At 59.2% G+C, this 17,604-nt stretch carries 14 protein-coding genes and 1 riboswitch; of the genes, 8 read left to right on the plus strand and 6 right to left on the minus strand.

The features are described from left to right. Positions 1-194 precede the first annotated feature (194 nt). On the plus strand, positions 195-1,592 hold the full coding sequence (locus tag PPP56_RS01510; protein WP_353562074.1) for an alpha-amylase family glycosyl hydrolase: 1,398 nt from the start codon (positions 195-197) through the stop codon (positions 1,590-1,592). A 255-nt stretch (positions 1,593-1,847) separates the two neighbouring features. Here PPP56_RS01510 and PPP56_RS01515 read toward each other — a convergent pair whose 3' ends face one another. The 4 genes from PPP56_RS01515 to PPP56_RS01530 form a co-directional block, all read right to left on the minus strand. Further along, positions 1,848-4,646 carry a ribonucleotide reductase barrel domain-containing protein gene (locus PPP56_RS01515; protein ID WP_353562076.1) on the minus strand — a complete coding sequence of 933 codons (2,799 nt, stop codon included), beginning with the start codon at positions 4,644-4,646 and terminating at the stop codon, positions 1,848-1,850. 160 nt (positions 4,647-4,806) lie between these two features. Beyond that, a complete protein-coding gene (locus PPP56_RS01520; RefSeq protein WP_353562078.1) occupies positions 4,807-5,781 on the minus strand; it encodes a ribonucleotide-diphosphate reductase subunit beta in 975 nt (324 codons plus the stop codon). A gap of 291 nt (positions 5,782-6,072) precedes the next feature. Continuing rightward, positions 6,073-6,152: riboswitch (adenosylcobalamin-variant (AdoCbl-variant) riboswitch) on the minus strand. Between the two features lie 286 nt (positions 6,153-6,438). Then, entirely contained in the window at positions 6,439-8,946 is a 2,508-nt protein-coding gene (locus PPP56_RS01525; protein WP_353562080.1) for a penicillin acylase family protein, read from the minus strand. Beyond that, complete coding sequence (locus PPP56_RS01530) at positions 8,943-9,791, minus strand: ParA family protein (protein ID WP_353562082.1); 849 nt, start codon at positions 9,789-9,791, stop codon at positions 8,943-8,945. Before PPP56_RS01530 ends, PPP56_RS01525 begins: the two co-directional genes overlap by 4 nt. A 196-nt stretch (positions 9,792-9,987) precedes the next feature. On the opposite strand from PPP56_RS01530, the gene lnt reads away from it, so the two are divergent. The 7 genes from lnt to PPP56_RS01565 all read left to right on the plus strand — a co-directional run bounded on the left by lnt (position 9,988) and on the right by PPP56_RS01565 (position 15,783). Beyond that, positions 9,988-11,628 carry an apolipoprotein N-acyltransferase gene (gene lnt, locus PPP56_RS01535; protein ID WP_353562085.1) on the plus strand — a complete coding sequence of 547 codons (1,641 nt, stop codon included), beginning with the start codon at positions 9,988-9,990 and terminating at the stop codon, positions 11,626-11,628. A gap of 24 nt (positions 11,629-11,652) precedes the next feature. Then, positions 11,653-12,261: a Maf family protein gene (locus tag PPP56_RS01540; protein ID WP_353562087.1), complete on the plus strand. Its 609-nt coding sequence runs from the start codon at positions 11,653-11,655 to the stop codon at positions 12,259-12,261. Next, positions 12,258-13,001, plus strand: a complete 744-nt coding sequence (locus PPP56_RS01545) for a type 1 glutamine amidotransferase (protein ID WP_353562089.1) — start codon at positions 12,258-12,260, stop codon at positions 12,999-13,001. Before PPP56_RS01540 ends, PPP56_RS01545 begins: the two co-directional genes overlap by 4 nt. Positions 13,002-13,395: 394 nt before the next feature. Beyond that, positions 13,396-13,998 carry an SCO family protein gene (locus PPP56_RS01550; RefSeq protein WP_353562091.1) on the plus strand — a complete coding sequence of 201 codons (603 nt, stop codon included), beginning with the start codon at positions 13,396-13,398 and terminating at the stop codon, positions 13,996-13,998. A gap of 13 nt (positions 13,999-14,011) precedes the next feature. Next, complete coding sequence (locus PPP56_RS01555; protein ID WP_353562093.1) at positions 14,012-14,518, plus strand: copper chaperone PCu(A)C; 507 nt, start codon at positions 14,012-14,014, stop codon at positions 14,516-14,518. A 51-nt stretch (positions 14,519-14,569) separates the two neighbouring features. Further along, a complete protein-coding gene (locus PPP56_RS01560; RefSeq protein ID WP_353562095.1) occupies positions 14,570-15,304 on the plus strand; it encodes a sulfite exporter TauE/SafE family protein in 735 nt (244 codons plus the stop codon). A gap of 71 nt (positions 15,305-15,375) precedes the next feature. Beyond that, positions 15,376-15,783, plus strand: coding sequence for a hypothetical protein (locus tag PPP56_RS01565; protein WP_353562098.1), 408 nt, complete (start codon positions 15,376-15,378; stop codon positions 15,781-15,783). Between the two features lie 75 nt (positions 15,784-15,858). Here the strand turns inward: PPP56_RS01565 and PPP56_RS01570 are convergent, their stop codons facing one another. After that, positions 15,859-16,572 carry a CPBP family intramembrane glutamic endopeptidase gene (locus PPP56_RS01570; protein WP_353562100.1) on the minus strand — a complete coding sequence of 238 codons (714 nt, stop codon included), beginning with the start codon at positions 16,570-16,572 and terminating at the stop codon, positions 15,859-15,861. A 479-nt stretch (positions 16,573-17,051) separates the two neighbouring features. After that, positions 17,052-17,604 (minus strand): branched-chain-amino-acid transaminase (gene ilvE / locus PPP56_RS01575; protein ID WP_353562102.1); only part of this gene is annotated, 553 nt, incomplete at its 5' end.

Here is a 17,604-nt window from a genome sequence, read left to right on the forward strand (position 1 = left end):
CTGGGTGTATAGCACTGGGTGTATAGCACTGGGTGTATAGCACCAACGCACGCCGGAGGTATGCGAGTTGCGCGTGTAGGTTGGACACCCTGCTCGTCGTCTCTTATATTGAGGATGCTGGGGCTCAATCCCGACTGTACTCCCGACTGTGCTCATGCCGCGCATACCCCACTTCACCTACGTCTCCCTTGCTTATGGCCACTACGCGTTATTTCTCGCTCTCTACGCTTCTTGCCGCCGCGGTACTGGCGTTTATGCTTGCAGGGGGATGCGAAGCCCCCGATGCTCCCCCGCCATCTGAGGCTTCCTCTGCTGCCTCCGATGTCAGCGATGCCGTTATCTACGAGATGTTCATCCCTGACTTCTCTCCTGAAGGTACATTCCAGGGTGCTATCGAGCGTTTCGACCACCTTGAGCAGCTTGGCGTGAACACCATCTGGCTGATGCCTATCCACCCCATTGGCGAGGAACGCGCCAAGACCGATATCGGAGAGCTGGGGTCGCCGTACTCGATTCGTGACTTCTACGGGGTGAACCCGGATTACGGCACCAAAGACGATCTGCAAGACTTCGTATCGGCTGCCCACGAGCGTAACATGCGCGTGATTCTGGACCTGGTTGCCAATCACACGGCCTGGGACCATCCGTGGACGGAAGAGCACCCCGAGTGGTATGCCGACGGCCCCGAAGACGGTTTCTCAATTCCCGTTATGGATGGCGACACAACCGATTGGACCGATGTCGTGCAGCTCAACCATGACAGTGAAGCGCTCCATGACGAGATGATCGCGATGATGCAGTACTGGGTCCGCGAGCACGACATCGACGGCTACCGTGCCGACGTAGCCGGACTCGTTCCGTTTGACTTCTGGGAGCGTGCAATCGATTCGCTGCGCACAGTCAAAGATCCGGTCTTTATGCTTGCCGAGGATGCCCAGCCGGAAATGCACGACGTTGGCTTCGACCTCACCTACGCGTGGCCCTTCTACGGCAGCCTCGTGGATACATGGGCTGGCGAACAGTCGCTCCCCGAACTGATTGACGTTATCGAGTCCGTTGAGAGCGAACTACCCGCAGGGGCACTTCGCATGCGCTTCACCACCAACCACGACGAAACCGCCTGGGATGCCCCCCCACCTGCTCTCTTCGGTGGACACGAGGGCTCCAAAGCAGCATTCGTTTTTGCGACTACACTACCCGGCGTGCCGCTCATCTACAACGGACAAGAGCTCGGCGTGGAGGAGCCTGTGCCGTTCTTTGAAGCTACGCCCTACGACTGGAACCGCGATGACACGCTGATGCCTTTCTACACCGAGTACATGGGCATCTATACCACCAGTTCTGCCCTGCGCCGTGGCACACTCGACATCCTTACGCCTGATGCTGAAGATGCAGTGCTCTATCGCCGCGTGCACGACAACGAGGAGTTGTTGATCGCTGTAAACATCCGCGACGCGAGCACAACCGTTTCTCTTCCTGCAGCGCATCAGGGGCGTACGTGGGAAGACGCCTTCTCAGGCGATACGACAACAGTCAACACGTCGCTCGAGCTGGATGCCTACGAATACCAGATCATGCGAGCCGTCGAGTAGTGGTCTGTCACACGTCGATCTTCGAGTCGTAACGTATTCCCCTCAGCCGCTTTCGTCTTGAGCGAGGCGTAGCCGTCCGCAGGAGTCCTGACACGACGTAGAGCGTCGCACACGTTGTCGCCAAACAGAAAAAGCAGGAGAACGGGCGTGAACCCGTATCTCCTGCTTTTTTGATGCAGTGCCTGAGTTAGCGTGCAGCTACAGAATCTCGCCCACGTGGGCTACGAAGCGCGTGTCAGGTGGCGCCTACTCGCTCTACCCTTCGCAGCTTCGGCATTCAAGCAGCTCGCGGGAGAAGCTCTGCGCCGCGTTTACGCCGTTCTGGTAGTAGAGCGACTTAACTCCCTTGCGCCATGCCTCAATGTACAGCGCATTGATGTCTTTCACCGCTGTAGATCCCGGGTCGATCGCCAGGTTCAGCGACTGCGACTGGTCGATGTGCTTCTGCCGACTGGCCGCCTGATTGATGATCGTCATCTGACCAATCTCGCTGAACGTCTTAAACACATCCTTTTCGTGCTGCGAAAGAATATCAAGGTGCTGTACCGACCCATCGCGCAGGGCAATCTTGTCCCACATCGCTTCGGTGTCCGCTCCCTTCTCCGCAAGAACCTCTTTCAGATACGGATTCTTGTAGGTCACCTTCATCTTGGCCCGGTCCTGCACGAAGTAGTTGCTCTTGATCGGCTCAATAGAGGGACTGACCTGCCCCAAAATAAAGCTGCTCGACTTCGTAGGTGCTACCGCCATCGTGGTCGTGTTGCGACGTCCATACCCCTCAAGGACCTCCGGCTCGCCGAAGCGATCGGCCAGCTCAGATGAAGCGGCGTATGAGCGTTCCTTGATGGTCTTCGCTACTTCAGCGCCCTTCAGGTTAGCATCGGTGGATTCGAACGGAATCATGTTGTCTTGCAGGTACGAGTGCCAGCCCAACATACCGATGCCGATGGCACGGTGGCGCTCCGCAAACCGAACAGCCCGCTCCATATGCTTGGTACCCGATGCGCGGTCGATAAACTCCTGCATCACCGCATCCAGAAAGAACGTGAGCGTCTCCACCGCATCGGTCTCCTTCCACTCGTCGTAGTGCAGCACATTCATCGACGAAAGGCAGCAGACGAAGCTCTCCTTGGCGTTAGAGGGAAGTGCGATTTCTGAGCAGTTGAACGTCAGCATTCCCTGCGCAACAAACACGTGCTGCTCTGTGTCAACCGTTGGGCAGTACACTGGCTCTTTGCCTACGTACTCAATAGACTCAACGGCGTACGCCTTCTTCGTGTTGTTGCGATAGACGCGATCTTCCAAATCGATTCCCTTACGTGAGAGGAAGCCCGTCTTTTTCTCAATTTCAAGGGCTGCCGGTTTGTTGCCCACAATCAAGCGCCAGCAGTCTTTTGTCTCATAATCTCGGTGTCCACCTTTGCCGTCGGGAAGAGAGGCTGTACCGCCCTTCCGAAGCAGCCGAATCTGCGACGAGAGGCCCAGGTTATTGAAAAGCAACTGAAGCTCTTGGAGGAAGCTGCGGTTGATATCAGCATACGCAATCTGAACCGGATTGCCTTTGCTTTCGGACATGTGAGCTGTTCCGTCGGCCAGAAGGAGACCGCGCACGTAGGCCCACTGCGTTTCTTCGTCAGATGTCCAGACCCACGATGGCACCGTACCTTTTTCAACCGAGAGTGTCTGTTTGAGGACACTTGAGGCCAGCCGCCGTTTCTTGACCGTGGACTGTGCAACCATGCAGTCTCTGAACCGCGGTGTGGCACGGGTGCGTGTTTTACCGGTTGGCCCGTGCTGGTTTGACACCTCATACTCGTTGAGGCCATTTACGTTGTACACGTAGTCAACAGCGCGTTCAACCTCCTCGAGTATATCAACGTCTTGCTCCCACACGTCGAGCATGATTCGCTCGTCAGTCTGGGTGCCATCCGATTGGTAGAGCCCTGCCAGCAAGGCCTCTTTTGGGGCATGGGTGTCGCCAAAGAGCCCCTTCTTCTTCTGGATGACAATGCAGTCTCCCTCTTCTATATCTTGCGCTTCAACTCGCTTGTATTCCCCTCGACCTTGGTACACAGGCAAGCCGTGGTAAGCGGTGACCTTATGTTCAAGTCCGTTTGCAAGTGTGATTTTATAAACGTCGGCACTCTCTTCACGCAGCTTCATTCGGGAGGCAGAAACCGCCTTTTCTCCGTCGAAGAGCGTGAGCCGACCTCCCTGATCGTGCAGTTCCTTGGCTGTCAGATAGCCACGGTCAGACACGACACGCTGATCCCCCGTAATGCAAAGATTACTGGCTTTTATGTCGTAGTCTTTGTCTTTATATACCTGCGGCTTGTTGTTATTGACGTTGTCCCGAAACAGGATGTACGGAATGCCCAGGTTCATGCGCGCCTCGATGACCTTAGCCCAGAGCGCCCGCTTATCGGCATCGCCATCGATCATCTGCTGCATCCAGTCGTCGCCCACGACCACGCCGTAGTACATGGTCTGGATGGTGTCGCCCTCGGTCTGGATGTTGAGCCACTCCTCAATGTCGGGGTGCTCAATATCGATATACCCCGCAAAGTGGCCCCGGCGCGTTTCGCCCTGACTTACCACGTTGATGATCTTGTCGAAGAGCTGTGCGAACGGGTACGTACCGTTTGAGGTACCGTTGTTAGTGATTTCAGAGCCACGCGGACGTATGTCGCCGAAGTAGCCGCTGGTACCGCCCCCCACCTTGGTCATCATGCCAACCTCGGCATGCGTGTCGAGAATGGCCTCCATCGAGTCGCCGATGTAGGAGCCGAAGCAGCTAATAGGAAGGCCACGGTCGAGCCCAAAGTTAGCCCACACGGGTGACGCAAGCGAGTAGTACCCGCGGCTCATGTAGTCAAAGAAGCGATCGCCAAACCCGTCAATACCGAGGATCTCCTCGGCGCGGTCGGCAATGTCGCGGACGCGCTCTTCAGGACTGGTGCCTTCAAGCAAGTATCCGCGCTGCAGGAACGTGCGCGAATGGTCGTTCAACCAGTCGAAGGGGGCGCGCTTGCGACGAACTTTTGTAGTTGGCATAGGCGTTCGTGATTTATCGGAATGGACAGATAGAAGATACGTAGAGGGATACGTGACCATTGTGCTTGCACAGCACATCATGCGCATCCTTCTGCCCCTACACGCTGGAGCACTGAAGCTGTAGGGCGTATTTGGGAGCGGTTTGGGGATGGGACGCGTCCTAAAACAGATCGTCGCCGCTGACGCTCTGGGTCATTTTGGAGTAGGTCGTGCCACGCTTCGAGAAGAAGTCATTGCCTTTTGTGAGCAAGATCTCTTCATAGAACCAGCGGGTTTCGGCGAGCAGGTCGCTGTCAACTTCAAACAGCGGGTCGACATCGACATGGTCGAGCGAGGCGTTGAACTTGTCGCGTAGAAAAGCATCGACCACGTTACGCGGCAGGAAGTCGAGCTCGCCTTCTTCGAAGATCCAGTCGAGCACCTTTTGCTCGGCCTGGTAGGCGCGGCGACAGGCCTCGGTGACCTGCGCGTCGAACTCGTTACCAAACCAGGTAGGATACTCTTCACGCATCACGTTGATAAGCTCTACGCCGAAGAGCCCATGGATCTGCTCCTCTTTCGAAGTGGCTTCTACCGCATTGGCGACGCCTTTGAAGCGTTTCTCGTACTTGTCGAACGAGAGCATGATGAGAAACTGGCTGAACAGGCTCACATGCTCGATAAAGATGCTGAAGAGCAAGATAGAAAGTGCAAAGTCGCGCTTATCGGCGCTGTCAGCTGCTTCCAGGGTATCTTCGAGGTACGCGATGCGGTCGCGAAGGGCCGGAATGGTTTCGACGTCTTCGAAGGCCTCATTCAGGCCAAGTAGCTCCAGCAGGTGTGAATACGCGTCGAGGTGGCGCACCTCCGACTCAGCGAACGTCATGCCTACCGCTCCGACCTCGGGCACCGGAAGGCGCTTGTAGATGTCGGCCCAGAAAGTTTTGACAGATACCTCAATCTGCGCGATGGCGAGCATCGTCCTGGTGATAACACTGCGCTCCACATCGGTGCAGTTAACGTGGAAGTCTTGAATGTCACCCTCAAAGTTAAACTCGTCGTGCACCCAGTACGACTGCCGAATGGCCGTTTTAAACTTGAGCAGGTGCGGGTACTGGTAGGGCTTGAGATTAACGCGCTTCTGGAAAAGGGGCATATAGGCTCGGGGCGGACAAGCTTATGAAAGGGACCGTTGAAGCAAGACCCCGCGCGCCAAAGTGTTGCGTAGACAGCTACAACCCCTGTGTGCCGCGCAGGCAATCCGCTTTGAGCAGGGTCAATTGGAGCTGAAGCAGTCTGAACTGAGACCCTGACTGACGGAGCGGTTTGCGCGGCATGTAGGGTAGTGTGCGTGACCACGAACCCCAGGACGCGTGGGGAGCCGGGTGTTTTGCAGCGCTGGATTACGGCACTACGTGTAAACAGCCGACGTGTTGTTTGGTCGCTCATGCACGCGGGCATTCGGACTGTAACCGCTGCGCGACAGTGCCGGAGTTGCACCGGCTTCCCCCGTGGATACTTTTGCCGAGCATGCAGCGTATCGGCAAACTCCTTCCGCGCCACGACAGCGCGGACATGCAGAGCACATATGTACTTGAGCGTGGCATACTATGTACGAGATGCAGGGGAGAGTGTCAAGCAACAATCTCGTGGGAAGGGCGCCGGAAGCGCTCCCAATTTACCCCCACCTACAGCAGGAGCGATGTGAGCCCGCTTGCCTCTTTTTCTCTTTCAAGCTTGTCACGTTTGCAGGGAAATGCACGGGGTACGGGCTGCACGTCACCCGTTTGCACGCATCTCGGTGGACGGGCCGCTACGGCATAAGCTGTACCTGTTCGCTGATGCGGTTGGGTTTAATCTCGCCGGGGTCTTGTGGACGGGCCTGCACGTAGTAGCCTTCTTCGAGGTAGGGCCCCACAAAGAGGTCGAAGTGTACAGGATCAAAGGGATGCGCACGCTGTCCGCCGGGATAGACGACATGGGCCTCGGGGCGATCGCCCGAGAAGTCGACGACAGCCCGCTGGCTTGCGGTGTGCGACACGCGCAGTCCGGGCGCCTGCAGCAGCGTCGACGCAAAGCCCGGGAACGGATAGGGCCCGCGTCCGAGCGAGGCAAACGGCCCTGCTGGCAAGAGATGGGCAATCTCAAGCTGATGATGATCGCCCCATCGCCACGCCTCGGGGTCCCATGTATATCGCGCGGCCAGCGTATCGGCGGTCGCATCAAGGGCCAGGCCAATCAGCTCCAGGCCGGTTTCGGTAGTATCGGTATCTACGCGGTTGAACCACGGCGCTTCTGGGTCGTGCTCAAGCAGGTTGAGGAGCACCGCGTCTTGCGGGCGGCGCGCTTCGCTGAATACGGGCTCGTCCCACATCATGTCGCGCAGCACCTGCAGGAACGTATGCATCACAAGCGGCTCGTGGCGGTCGGTCGTGGCGTGGCCGTTCCACCTGAGCAGCCAGCCACGCACTGCGACGCCTTGCTCTGTAAGGCGGGCTGGTTCTACCGCCTCGATAAACGGCGCAAAGGCCTCACGCTCTTGCACGTAGACATCCACCTGATACGCCTTCATGTCGTTCAGACTGTGTTGCTCGCGTGCGTCGAGCAGCGTATCAAGACGCACAGAGCGATAGCCGTCACGCCAATCGTGCCCTGCGTAGTGCGGGTACGACGGCCCTACCGGCACCTGGTTAGCGGATCCCAGCACACCCCGCTCTGGATTGTGCACATGCGGCATCTCATCGTGCGGCACCCACCCGGTCCACGCGTGCGCATCGGTGCTTCCGTCGAGAATGCTCTTACCGGTGCCAGAGGCTCGCATGGGGAGCGCACCGGACATCCGCATCCCGATATTCCCCTTCGTATCCGCCATCGCAATGTTCTGCATGGGCGCATGCCAGTCCGCAAGCGCGCTGTCGAGCGCGGCCACCGACGTGGCACGGTTCATCTGCCAGAGCGCATGCAGCGTCCGATTGGGGTGATGCGCCACCCACTGCAACGCAACCGCCTGCGTATCAGCTACCGACTGCGGCGTGTCCGGCAGCAGCGGTCCCCACCGGCTGATGCGCAGCGTATCCAGCACGGGGGTCGCGCCCTGCATGTAGAGGGTGTCGACCTGCAGCTCAAGGTCGTGCCACGTTTCATCGTAGCGGTACTGCGTGCGGTCGTCGTTCACCGTAAGCACGTAGTGGTCGATAACGTCGGCCCCTGCGTTCGTGAGCGCCCAGCCCACATGGTCGTTTACGCCCTGCACGATAACCGGCGCCCCCGGTATCGTAAGCCCCGACACGTCTGTCGTGGGCGTATGCAGATGCACCTCATACCAGATCGACGGCACCGACACGCCCAGGTGCATATCATTCGCCAGCAGCGCCCCGCCCGTGCTGCTACGCGATGGCGCTACGGCCCAGTTGTTCGACCCCTTCCCGAAGCGATAGCCTTCGAGCGCTGTGTCTTGCAATTGGTGATGCGCGGCGTGATGCGCCTCCAGGATGGCCTGCACCGGATTTGACGGCGCTATGCTCGCTGGTTGTAAGGGTTCGTGCTGCAAGGTTTCGTGATGCGAGGCCTCAGCAGCGCCTTCCGGAAACATGGGAGCGTACAGTCCGGATGGGTGGTCAGGATAGAGCGTAGCATAGTCTTCCGGGGAAAGCTTCTGCTGCAGCGCATGATAGACCGGCGCGTCGCTGCGGTACGTGAGATCGTAAGTCATGAACTGAAGCAGGCGCGGCCCGTCAATCGGGGCCCGCAGCGTGGGCTCAGCGTTGAGCAAACGGTACTCCAGGGGCCACTCGCGCGGAGACAGCGCCTCGATATGAGCATTGGCTCCTTCTGTATACCAGCGCAGCGCATCCCACTCAGTACCCCCCTCCTCCTCGATCCGCCTGATGTTGGCCTGTGCGCCCCACTCCATCCCGGTAGCTCGCAGAAACCGGTCGCTGTTGGCCATCGACGGGCCAAGCAGTTCGGAAAGGCGCCCCTGCGCCACACGCGAGGTGAAGTCCATCTGAAAGAGGCGATCCCGCGCAACGACATACCCCATCGCGATGGTGACGTCGCGGTCGCTCTGTGCATAGATATGCGGCACACCGCGTTCGTCGCGCACTACCGTGACGGGCTCGTTGAGCGCCGTGAGCTGTAGCGTCTGCGGCGCAGCATTGAGTTCAGCCGTTCGAGCCGTATGCCAGAATCCATCAGCCGGATCCACGAAACGCTCAAGCGGTGGCAGTCCGCCCCAGCTCAACGTGAGCGCGACGTATAATCCGGCAAAAGCGACAAGTGCACCGGCAGCTTGGAGCGCAGTACGGATTGATCGGCTCATGAAAGCGAGGGGGTCTCCGGGGGCGTCGTTGAAGATACCGAGGCCCCGTTTTGTGGAATTACCTCCGTGTCCTCATTTTCGTAGGCACGCACGCGCTGCATCAGGTCGTCGGTGGCGTTGGCGTAGTCGCGTGCGCCACGCGAGTGGGGATCGGTATCGAAGACCGTTTCACCATCGTCGTACGCCTCGGTGAGTGAGGTGCTCGTTCGTATAACCGTGTCGAGCACCCGACGGGCGTACTTCTTGCGCATATAGCTGCGGTACGCACCGTGTAAGCGCTTGCGGCCGTCGACCTGTGTGAATAGAAACATGGGGGAATGCAGGTTCGGGTTGAGCCGCTTACGCACCATCGAAACGGTCTGGAACGTCTGCTCGGCGCCCACGACCGACTGGTACTCCGGGAGCACAGGAATTACCGCGTACTGGCTGGCCACGAGTGCATTCAGGCTGTACACGGTAACTGCCGCAGCCGTGTCGAAGAGCACCGCGTCGTAGGACGTGCCGTCGATATTGCGTTCGATGGCCTCGCGAATCCACAGTACATCGGTTGGCTTGTTAAGCTCGCGCATCTCACGCGTAAGCCGGTTCGACGACGGCAGCAGGTCGAATCCGCTCATCGAAACGGTTTCGCATTCCCACAGGTTGGCATCAGGATCAAACAGCGAAAGCGCCGTGTCGGGACTTTCATCGGGATCCGCTCCCATCGTGCGGGTCAGAAATCCCTGCGGGTCCAGGTCAACCACCAGGGTACGCACCCCCGATAGGCCGAGTGCAGCCGCCACATGGATCGTCGTGGTGGTTTTTCCAGTGCCGCCTTTATGATTACAAATTGTAAATACGCGCATGAGCGTCGTTTTCTCTCCAAAAGACTGCTCTTAAAGTAGGTGGACGCTCTTCGCCTGTCAAATGATTTTGCGTTTTTGTTGATACAATCTGCCGAAAGCCACATCATTTTCGCTTCGTGATGCCCTCAAGCACGCCGTTTTCCGCAGGCCATCGGCCATTACATCGCCTACCCCCTTTCTGGTTTTACTTGCCTCTATGCCGTATTCTCTGGTCTCGTCTCTTTCTTCCCCCCGCGCAGAGGCCTCGCCCGGTCAATCCCGAGCAGCACGCTATGGCGCGGCGCTGCTGACGAGTGGGCTGTGGGCCGTAGCACTGGGGTATGGGGCGTGGCCGGTCGCATGGGTTGCGTTTCTGCCGCTGTGGATAACTTACTTGCTGATGCCTGTGCCCGTGGCAACTGTGCTACGCGACACCGCAGGTCCTGCACTTGTTGCTCACGCCGGGGCCTACTTGATAGCGTACCCGTGGCTCGCAACGCATGCAACCCCCGCAGGCACGCAGGCAGGCATTGCAGCCTGGGTGCTGCTGAGCTTGCTGTATAGCCTGCCGCTCATCGCTGGTGGACTCCACGCGCAGCGCCACTGCTGCTGGCATGGCCTGCTGCTGTGGGGAGGTGGGTGGATCCTCGTGGACCTTCTCATGCAGTATGGGCCGTGGGCGTTTCCGTGGGTGCTCGGTGCGCATGCGCTTGTCGACAGCCCCGGAACGGCATTTTTCATTCGGCTCGGAGGTCCTGTTTTCCTTACCTTCTTTCTTGCAGGCATGCACGTTCTGCTTGCAGCCGTTGTTGTGCATGTCGTTCGTCCTCGTCATTTAAGCGCTCATCCGCGCTCCGACGTAGAAGAACATAACGTAGAAGGACATAACAGCGTGTGGATTCGTGCAGCAGGTGCGGTAGCGGGCGGGGCGGCGCTACTCGTTGCCGCTCTTGTCGCAATGTTGCCGGCTGCTCCGGATACGTCCTCGCCAGGCCCTCCATCCCGGGGCGCTCCTACCGCGTGGGTGGTACAGCCCGCTATGCCGCCAACCACCTGGAGCGATGCACAGGCCTCTGCGCGCCGTGCAGCGCTGATGCACCAGACCACGACCGCCCTGGACACCGCGTCGACCCGCCCGGACCTGATTGTGTGGCCTGAAACGGCGCTCCACGCTGCCGACACCCTTGGCTTGCAGCAGAACGTAACGGCCTGGCAGGTTCCCTTGCTCGCCGGTGCGGTGCTGCCCGCAGATGAGCACGGCCTGCACACCAACGCGGCGCTGCTCCTACGTCCTGGGGGGGCTGCACAGCGCTATGACAAACGACACCTCGTTCCGCTCGTCGAGTTTGTACCGGGCTCTACCCTGTGGCGCGGATTGCAACGCTTTCAGCTTGCCCACGACATGTCGCGTGCTTACCGGCCCGGGACTGGCTTACACCCCGTAACAGCTGATACCAGCACGTTTATACCACTCATCTGCTTTGAGAGCCTGTTTAGCAGCTACGTTGCCACTGCGGGGCCCACCCTGCATGAGGCCACTGGAATGATCACGCTGGCGCAGACGGATTGGTGGGGCCGTGCGCAGCCCGCCCGGCAGCATGTGCACTACTCACGGCTCCGTGCTATCGAGACCGGCCGCCCCCTGCTTATTGCATCGGTGGGAGGCCCTTCGACCCTGGTGTACCCGTCCGGAAAAGCCGAGGAGCTGGTTGCCTACGGTACGTCGGGCGTCGCTACAGTGCAGTGGCCTCGCACCCAGCCTGCCGGGGCGCACATGCGCATGGCACCGTACACCGACATTGCATGGACCGTCGTAGGCATTCTTCTCGTATACACGGTTACACGCCGCAATCCATAGCTTTTACGTCGTCCTTATTTGCTCATGCCCCCCCTGTTCACCGTGCACACGCCCCTGGTCCTTGCCTCGCAGTCTCCACGCAGGCGTGCGCTCTTGAAGCAGGTTGAGCTGCCCTTTGAAGCTACGGTGAGTCCTGCCGAAGAGCAGATCCCCGACGGGGCTACCCCGCATCAGGCCGTGCGCGCCATAGCTCATCAGAAGGCAACACCTGTAGCCGAGGCAAACCCAGAGGCGCTTACGCTCGCGGCCGATACGGTGGTCGTATTTGAGAGCGAGATTCTCGGCAAACCCGGCAGTCCCAACGACGCTCACGCCATGCTTCGCCGCCTGCAAGGGCGCCGCCACCACGTGCTTACAGGCATGGCGCTCCACCACCCTGCTACCACACGCCGCGTAGCCACTGTCACACAGACCACAGTGCATATGGCTGCTCTATCTGACGATGAGATCGACGCGTACGTGCGCTCCGGTTCGCCGATGGATAAGGCCGGAAGTTACGGCATCCAGGATGCTATCGCACCGTTTTTTGTGCGCCGCCTGCAGGGCGACTATTACAACGTGATGGGCCTGCCGCTGCGGACGCTGTATGCCACGCTTCGTTCCACTTTTGCTGATCTAATAGACCACGCATGAAAACGACAACCGCTGCCCTCGATTCTGTCCAGGTTCTGCTCTTGCAAGCCCGCACCTCTGCTCAAATGGAGCTGCAGGAGCGCCAGTGCTTCATGGAGCGCACCACGCTACGCCCTGATCAGATGACCTCGGTGAGCGTGCTGCGCGACCCGCTTGCGCCCCGGTACCTCAACGAGGTCGATGTCGTGTTTATCGGCGGGGCCGGGGAGTATTCAGCTAAGGATGATCATCCCTGGATGGACGACCTGCTGCGCCTGATTCGCCAGATGGCGGAGCGTCAGATTCCACTGTTTGGGTCGTGTTGGGGCCACCAGGTCATTGCCCGTGCGCTGGGCGGGCGCGTGATTCACGATTCGGAGCGCTCCGAGCTGGGATCGGGTACGGTGTCGCTTACCGATCATGGCGCAGCCGACCCGCTCTTTGGCACGCTCCCCCATACATTTACGGCAAACATGGGCCATCACGACCGGGTTGTTGAGCTGCCTGATGATGCTGTAGAGCTTGCACGTAACGACCAGCCGAACCAGGCCTTTCGCATGAAAGACTGGCCCTGCTACGGCACGCAGTTCCACAGCGAGCTTGACGCACAGCGCGAGCGCGAACGCCTCATTGAGTACCGCGACTACTACCGCGAAGACTTGCCCAACGAGAAAGATTTTGAAGCGGTACTCGATAGTCTCGTTGAAACGTCTGAAGTAGACGACCTGCTGCACCGCTTTCTGCTTGCGTACGCCGTGTAATGATTACGACATGTAGCCCCATGCTGCGTGTAGCATTGCTCTAAACGGCGCATTCAGCGTCTTTCGGTATCCATGAGGTTTCGGGGGAGTGAGCCGTCATAGCGCCCGAAATAGCGCCCGATTCTGAACGCGCGCGGCAACGGTGCGCCTACACGACCGGGTCCACCTTGGCGGCCAGCGCTTCTGATGCACGGCTATAACGCGCCGTGTTAGCCCATGCGCACGCTTCCCTCTGCTCCGCCCTGCGGCTACGTAACACCCCGATACGCGTTGCGTACAATCTCTCTGCTAATGCACTTCCAATCCACGTAATTTGCGCAGAGCTGCGGAAACGACGGCTCGCCTTGCGTGTGGATGTCATTACAACCAAACTATCCCCAATAGGGACGCGCTCATGATGCTTCGTGTATCACAAGGACTTGCGCTGCTGCTTGCAGCCACACTTCTCGCGGCCGGACTCACCGGGTGCAGCGGCGAGGATAACCGTATTGATGACCTGTCGGACGCCTCGTTTGAGCTGGTCGACCATAACGGTGACACGGTCGTCTTTCCCGATGACTTCGCCGGACAGGCTATGATGGTGGGCTACGTATACACGCAATGCCCCGACATCTGCCCGCTCGTTACCGTAAACATGAAGCAGGTGCACGACAAGCTGGATGCGCCTGACGATGTAGCGTTCGTGACGATCACGTTCGACCCGCAGCGCGACACGCCAGAGCGACTGCGCGACTATCGCGATGCCTACGGGCTCGACAACACCGACTGGTCGTTTCTGACTGGCGACCGCGACACCATTCTTGCTCTGATGGATCGCGTAGGGGTGCGCGTAGAGCTTTCGCGCGGCACCTACGACGATGATGACTACCTGATCGACCATACCGATCAGATCTCTCTCATCGACGAAGAGGGGCGCGTGCTCTTCCATTACGGCGGTAGCATGACCCCCGTTGAGATCTTCGCAGAAGACCTGGAGACGATTCGTCCTGCTTCGTAAACACCCCACACATATGCTTGCTTACACACGCTTTCTGGGCGCCGCGGTGCTCTGTACTGCGCTGGTGCTTGGCGGATGCGGAGCCGAGGCGCCCGACGATGCCTCTTCGCCTGCCGAGGACAATGCATCTTCAGACCCCCTAACGGTGTCGGATGCGTGGGTGCGTCCGGTTGCTGAGGGGGGCGTTACGGCCCTGTATGCTACAGTGCACCGCCGTGAAGCCACGCCGGACACGCTCTTGCGCATTGAAGCACCGTTTTCGGACCGCACCGAGATCCACGAAACCGTGGAGCGTGACGATGGCACCATGGGCATGGATGAGCTTGAGCAGGGCCTTCTGCTTCCTGCTTCGTCTGAGACGCGGTTACAGCCCGGAGGGCTACACGGCATGCTCTACGACGCAAACCGCACACTGTCGATTGGTGACACGGTTGAGGTGACGCTCCACTTTGCTGAGGGTGCCTCTCAGACCGTGCAGGCTTCGGTGCGCAACACGCCTCCCCCCCACCAGGCTCCGTAGCGTGGTCGAGATCTCCTTCTCTTTTTTGCTCACGCGGTCGTTCTTGTTGACATGGAGTGGCTTGTTACCGGACTGGTCTTTGGCGCGCTGGGGAGCCTGCACTGCGTAGGCATGTGTGGACCGCTTGTGCTGGCTGTGCCCGGCGCGCGTGCGCCCTGGCGCTTCTGGATGGGGCGCGGTATCTACCACACCGGGCGCACCCTTTCGTATATGACGATGGGCGGCCTCATCGGAGCGCTTGGCTGGGCCGTGGCCTTGCAAGGCTATCAAGGCTGGCTCTCGCTCATCATTGGCGTGCTGATGCTCAGCGCCGTGTTGATTCGTCCGATACGTGCCCGCCTGAAGGCATTGGAAGCCACGCCGGCTCGTCTGATGAGCACGCTTCGGGGCCCGCTCCAGTCGCTCCTGCGCAGTCCCGGCTCAGGCAACATGTTCGCGCTGGGTGTGCTGAATGGACTGCTGCCGTGCGGATTCTCGTATGCGGCTATCGCGACGGCGCTGGCGGCTGGTTCGATGATCGACAGCATGCTGTTTATGGCTGCCTTTGGACTGGCTACGTTTCCTGCGCTGCTCGCGGTGCAGTGGATGGGGCGGCGCGCTCCTTCATCATGGCGGGCTACCCTGCTGACATTGGCTCCCTACGGCATCGCCATCGTGGGCATCCTCCTCATCCTGCGCGGACTCTCGCTTGGCACGTTCATGAGTCCTGAGCTGCGTGAGGCCGTCTTCTCACCGGAGATGTGCCGCTTTGTACCGCTGGTTGATCCGCCCGAAGTGCAGCCATAGCGGACTGACGTACAGCGATCTTCTCTTTCCTCCTATGCCCTCAACCTGACATGCTCGCCCTGAACCATTCGATGCATTCTTTTGGCATCGCATACAGCATTGTGCTCCTGGTTGCACTTCTGCTTTTTGGTGGGTTTCTCTTTGCTGGATGCGGCGGTTCGGCGGACGATGCGCTTCCTCCTCCCGACGGCGCAGAGGTCTATAGCGACGTACGCGGCGAATTTCAGGCACCGGCCACCGGCGGTCGCGACATGATCGTGCATCACGACACGATCCCCGACTTCATGGATCCGATGCTCATGACGCTTCCGATTGATCGCCCGGGGTCGCTCGATACGCTCGACACCGGCACGCACATCGTGTTCGATCTGCACGTAAGCGGGGGTAACATACAGGCCCGTAACATCCGCGTGCTGCCCGACACCGTAACGCTCGACCTCCCGAATCCGCGCCCAAACGGAGCCGATGAGGCGCCGTGACGTGGTTCTGGCGTTCTCCTGGCGGCCCTTGCACCGGTTGGATTATAAAATTAAACGTGGCTGCTGCCTGTGCTATCAGATCGCCGGGCTGTAGAAATACCATCCGAGGCCAACGGTGAATGCGAGCATCCCCCAGAGCACGTGCTCGATGGTCACAGCCAGCGTCGACTCCGACTGCGCATATGTACGCGCAAACCAGAGCCCGATGAGCCCTGTTAGCAGCGGCGCTGCCCAGTTAGCAAACACAATGTGGGCGACGCCAAACGCGGTGCCGCTTGCCGCGATCTTCGTGCGCACGTCCCGAAAAAGCGGATCGTACCGGTGAAAGAGAAAGGTACGGAAGATCAGCTCTTGCGGGTACACCGACAGCAACGGATACGTAAGCATCAAGAGCAGCCAGGTACGGGTGTGCTCGCGTGGAAAGGACCAGAGCAGCTCTGGATACCACCATGCGAACACGGCGATCATACCCACTGTGCCCAGCGCAAAAACGGCAAGCATCGACCGCAGATGCTTCGAAAGCGACGATGCGTTCCACATCCGCCTGCGCTCAAACGCCGGGTCAACCCAGAGGGCTACGACACAGCCGGCAGCGAGTACGGCCAAGACCAGCACGATGCGCCCGCTTAGCGCGTAACGCTGCGTGTAAAGCAATAGCGGGAGTCCGGCAAAGAGCACCAGAAACTCGATGGCAAGATAGAGCCGGTATCCTCGTGAAGCCGGCCCAGAAGACGACTGCTCTCCTGAAGACCTCGCATGTGCATCTGTTGACGTGTGCGTTGGTTGCATTGCTTCATCTCGTTCGGTTGGTGCATGAGAGAATGATCGGCTCGCACCTTCTACCGCGTGGCAAGCATCGCCGTGCAAGCCGGTTTAGCCTGCGGATTCGTCGCTCACTACTACAGTTATGTTATTTCGGTCGTTGTTACATCAATAGATACAACATTCCTTTCACATTCCCTCAACTTCTGGAGCATTCTGCCCCAAACACCGGCGCGCTTTATGCTTAATGGGCTGGACTTAATAGGCTGGACTTAGCGCAGGCTCACAGACATATCGTTGAAGATGTCACCGCGAGGAGCCCAAGGAGAGCCCATCTTCGCAGCGCCTTGCAACCGCTTGTCTGCGGTTTGTACGCGCACAACGCGAAGCGGCCCCCTGTGCGCAGAAGGCACAGGGAGCCGCCTCGGCAGTCATCGTAACATGGAGCGACGGCGCCTGGCAATACCTGAGGACGTGTCGACCAGGCCGTGGGGTTAGGTTGTGGGTTAAGCCGTAACCGACTCGGGGATGTCAACGAACGTAAGCCAGTCATGGGGGTCGTTGCCTCCCTCCACAATGTCAAAGAACGCATCTTGCAGCTCCTTTGTAATCGGACCGCGCGACCCTGAGCCAACAGTGTAGTGATCGACGCTACGAATCGGCGTAACTTCTGCGGCAGTGCCGGTGAAGAAGAGTTCGTCGGCGATGTATAGCGCTTCGCGCGGAATGGTCTTCTCCTCAACCGAGTAGCCCCGCTCGCGTGCCAGTTGGATGATAGCATCGCGGGTAATACCCGGCAGAATCGATAGCCCTACAGGCGCCGTGTAGAGTTTGCCATCCTTAACAATAAACAGGTTCTCGCCGCTGCCTTCGGCAAGATACCCATTCGTACTCAGCATGATGCCTTCCGTCATGCCGTTTTTAACTGCATCCATCTTTACCAGGGAGGCATTCAGGTAGTTGCCCCCGGCCTTGGCCATCGCAGGCAGCGTGTTCGGGGCCATGCGGTTCCAGCTTGCCACCTCCACGTCGACGCCCTCTTCCAGTGCTTCTTCGCCG

The sequence above is a fragment of the Longimonas sp. genome, assembly GCF_040409695.1.
Lineage (GTDB): Bacteria > Bacteroidota > Rhodothermia > Rhodothermales > Salinibacteraceae > Longimonas.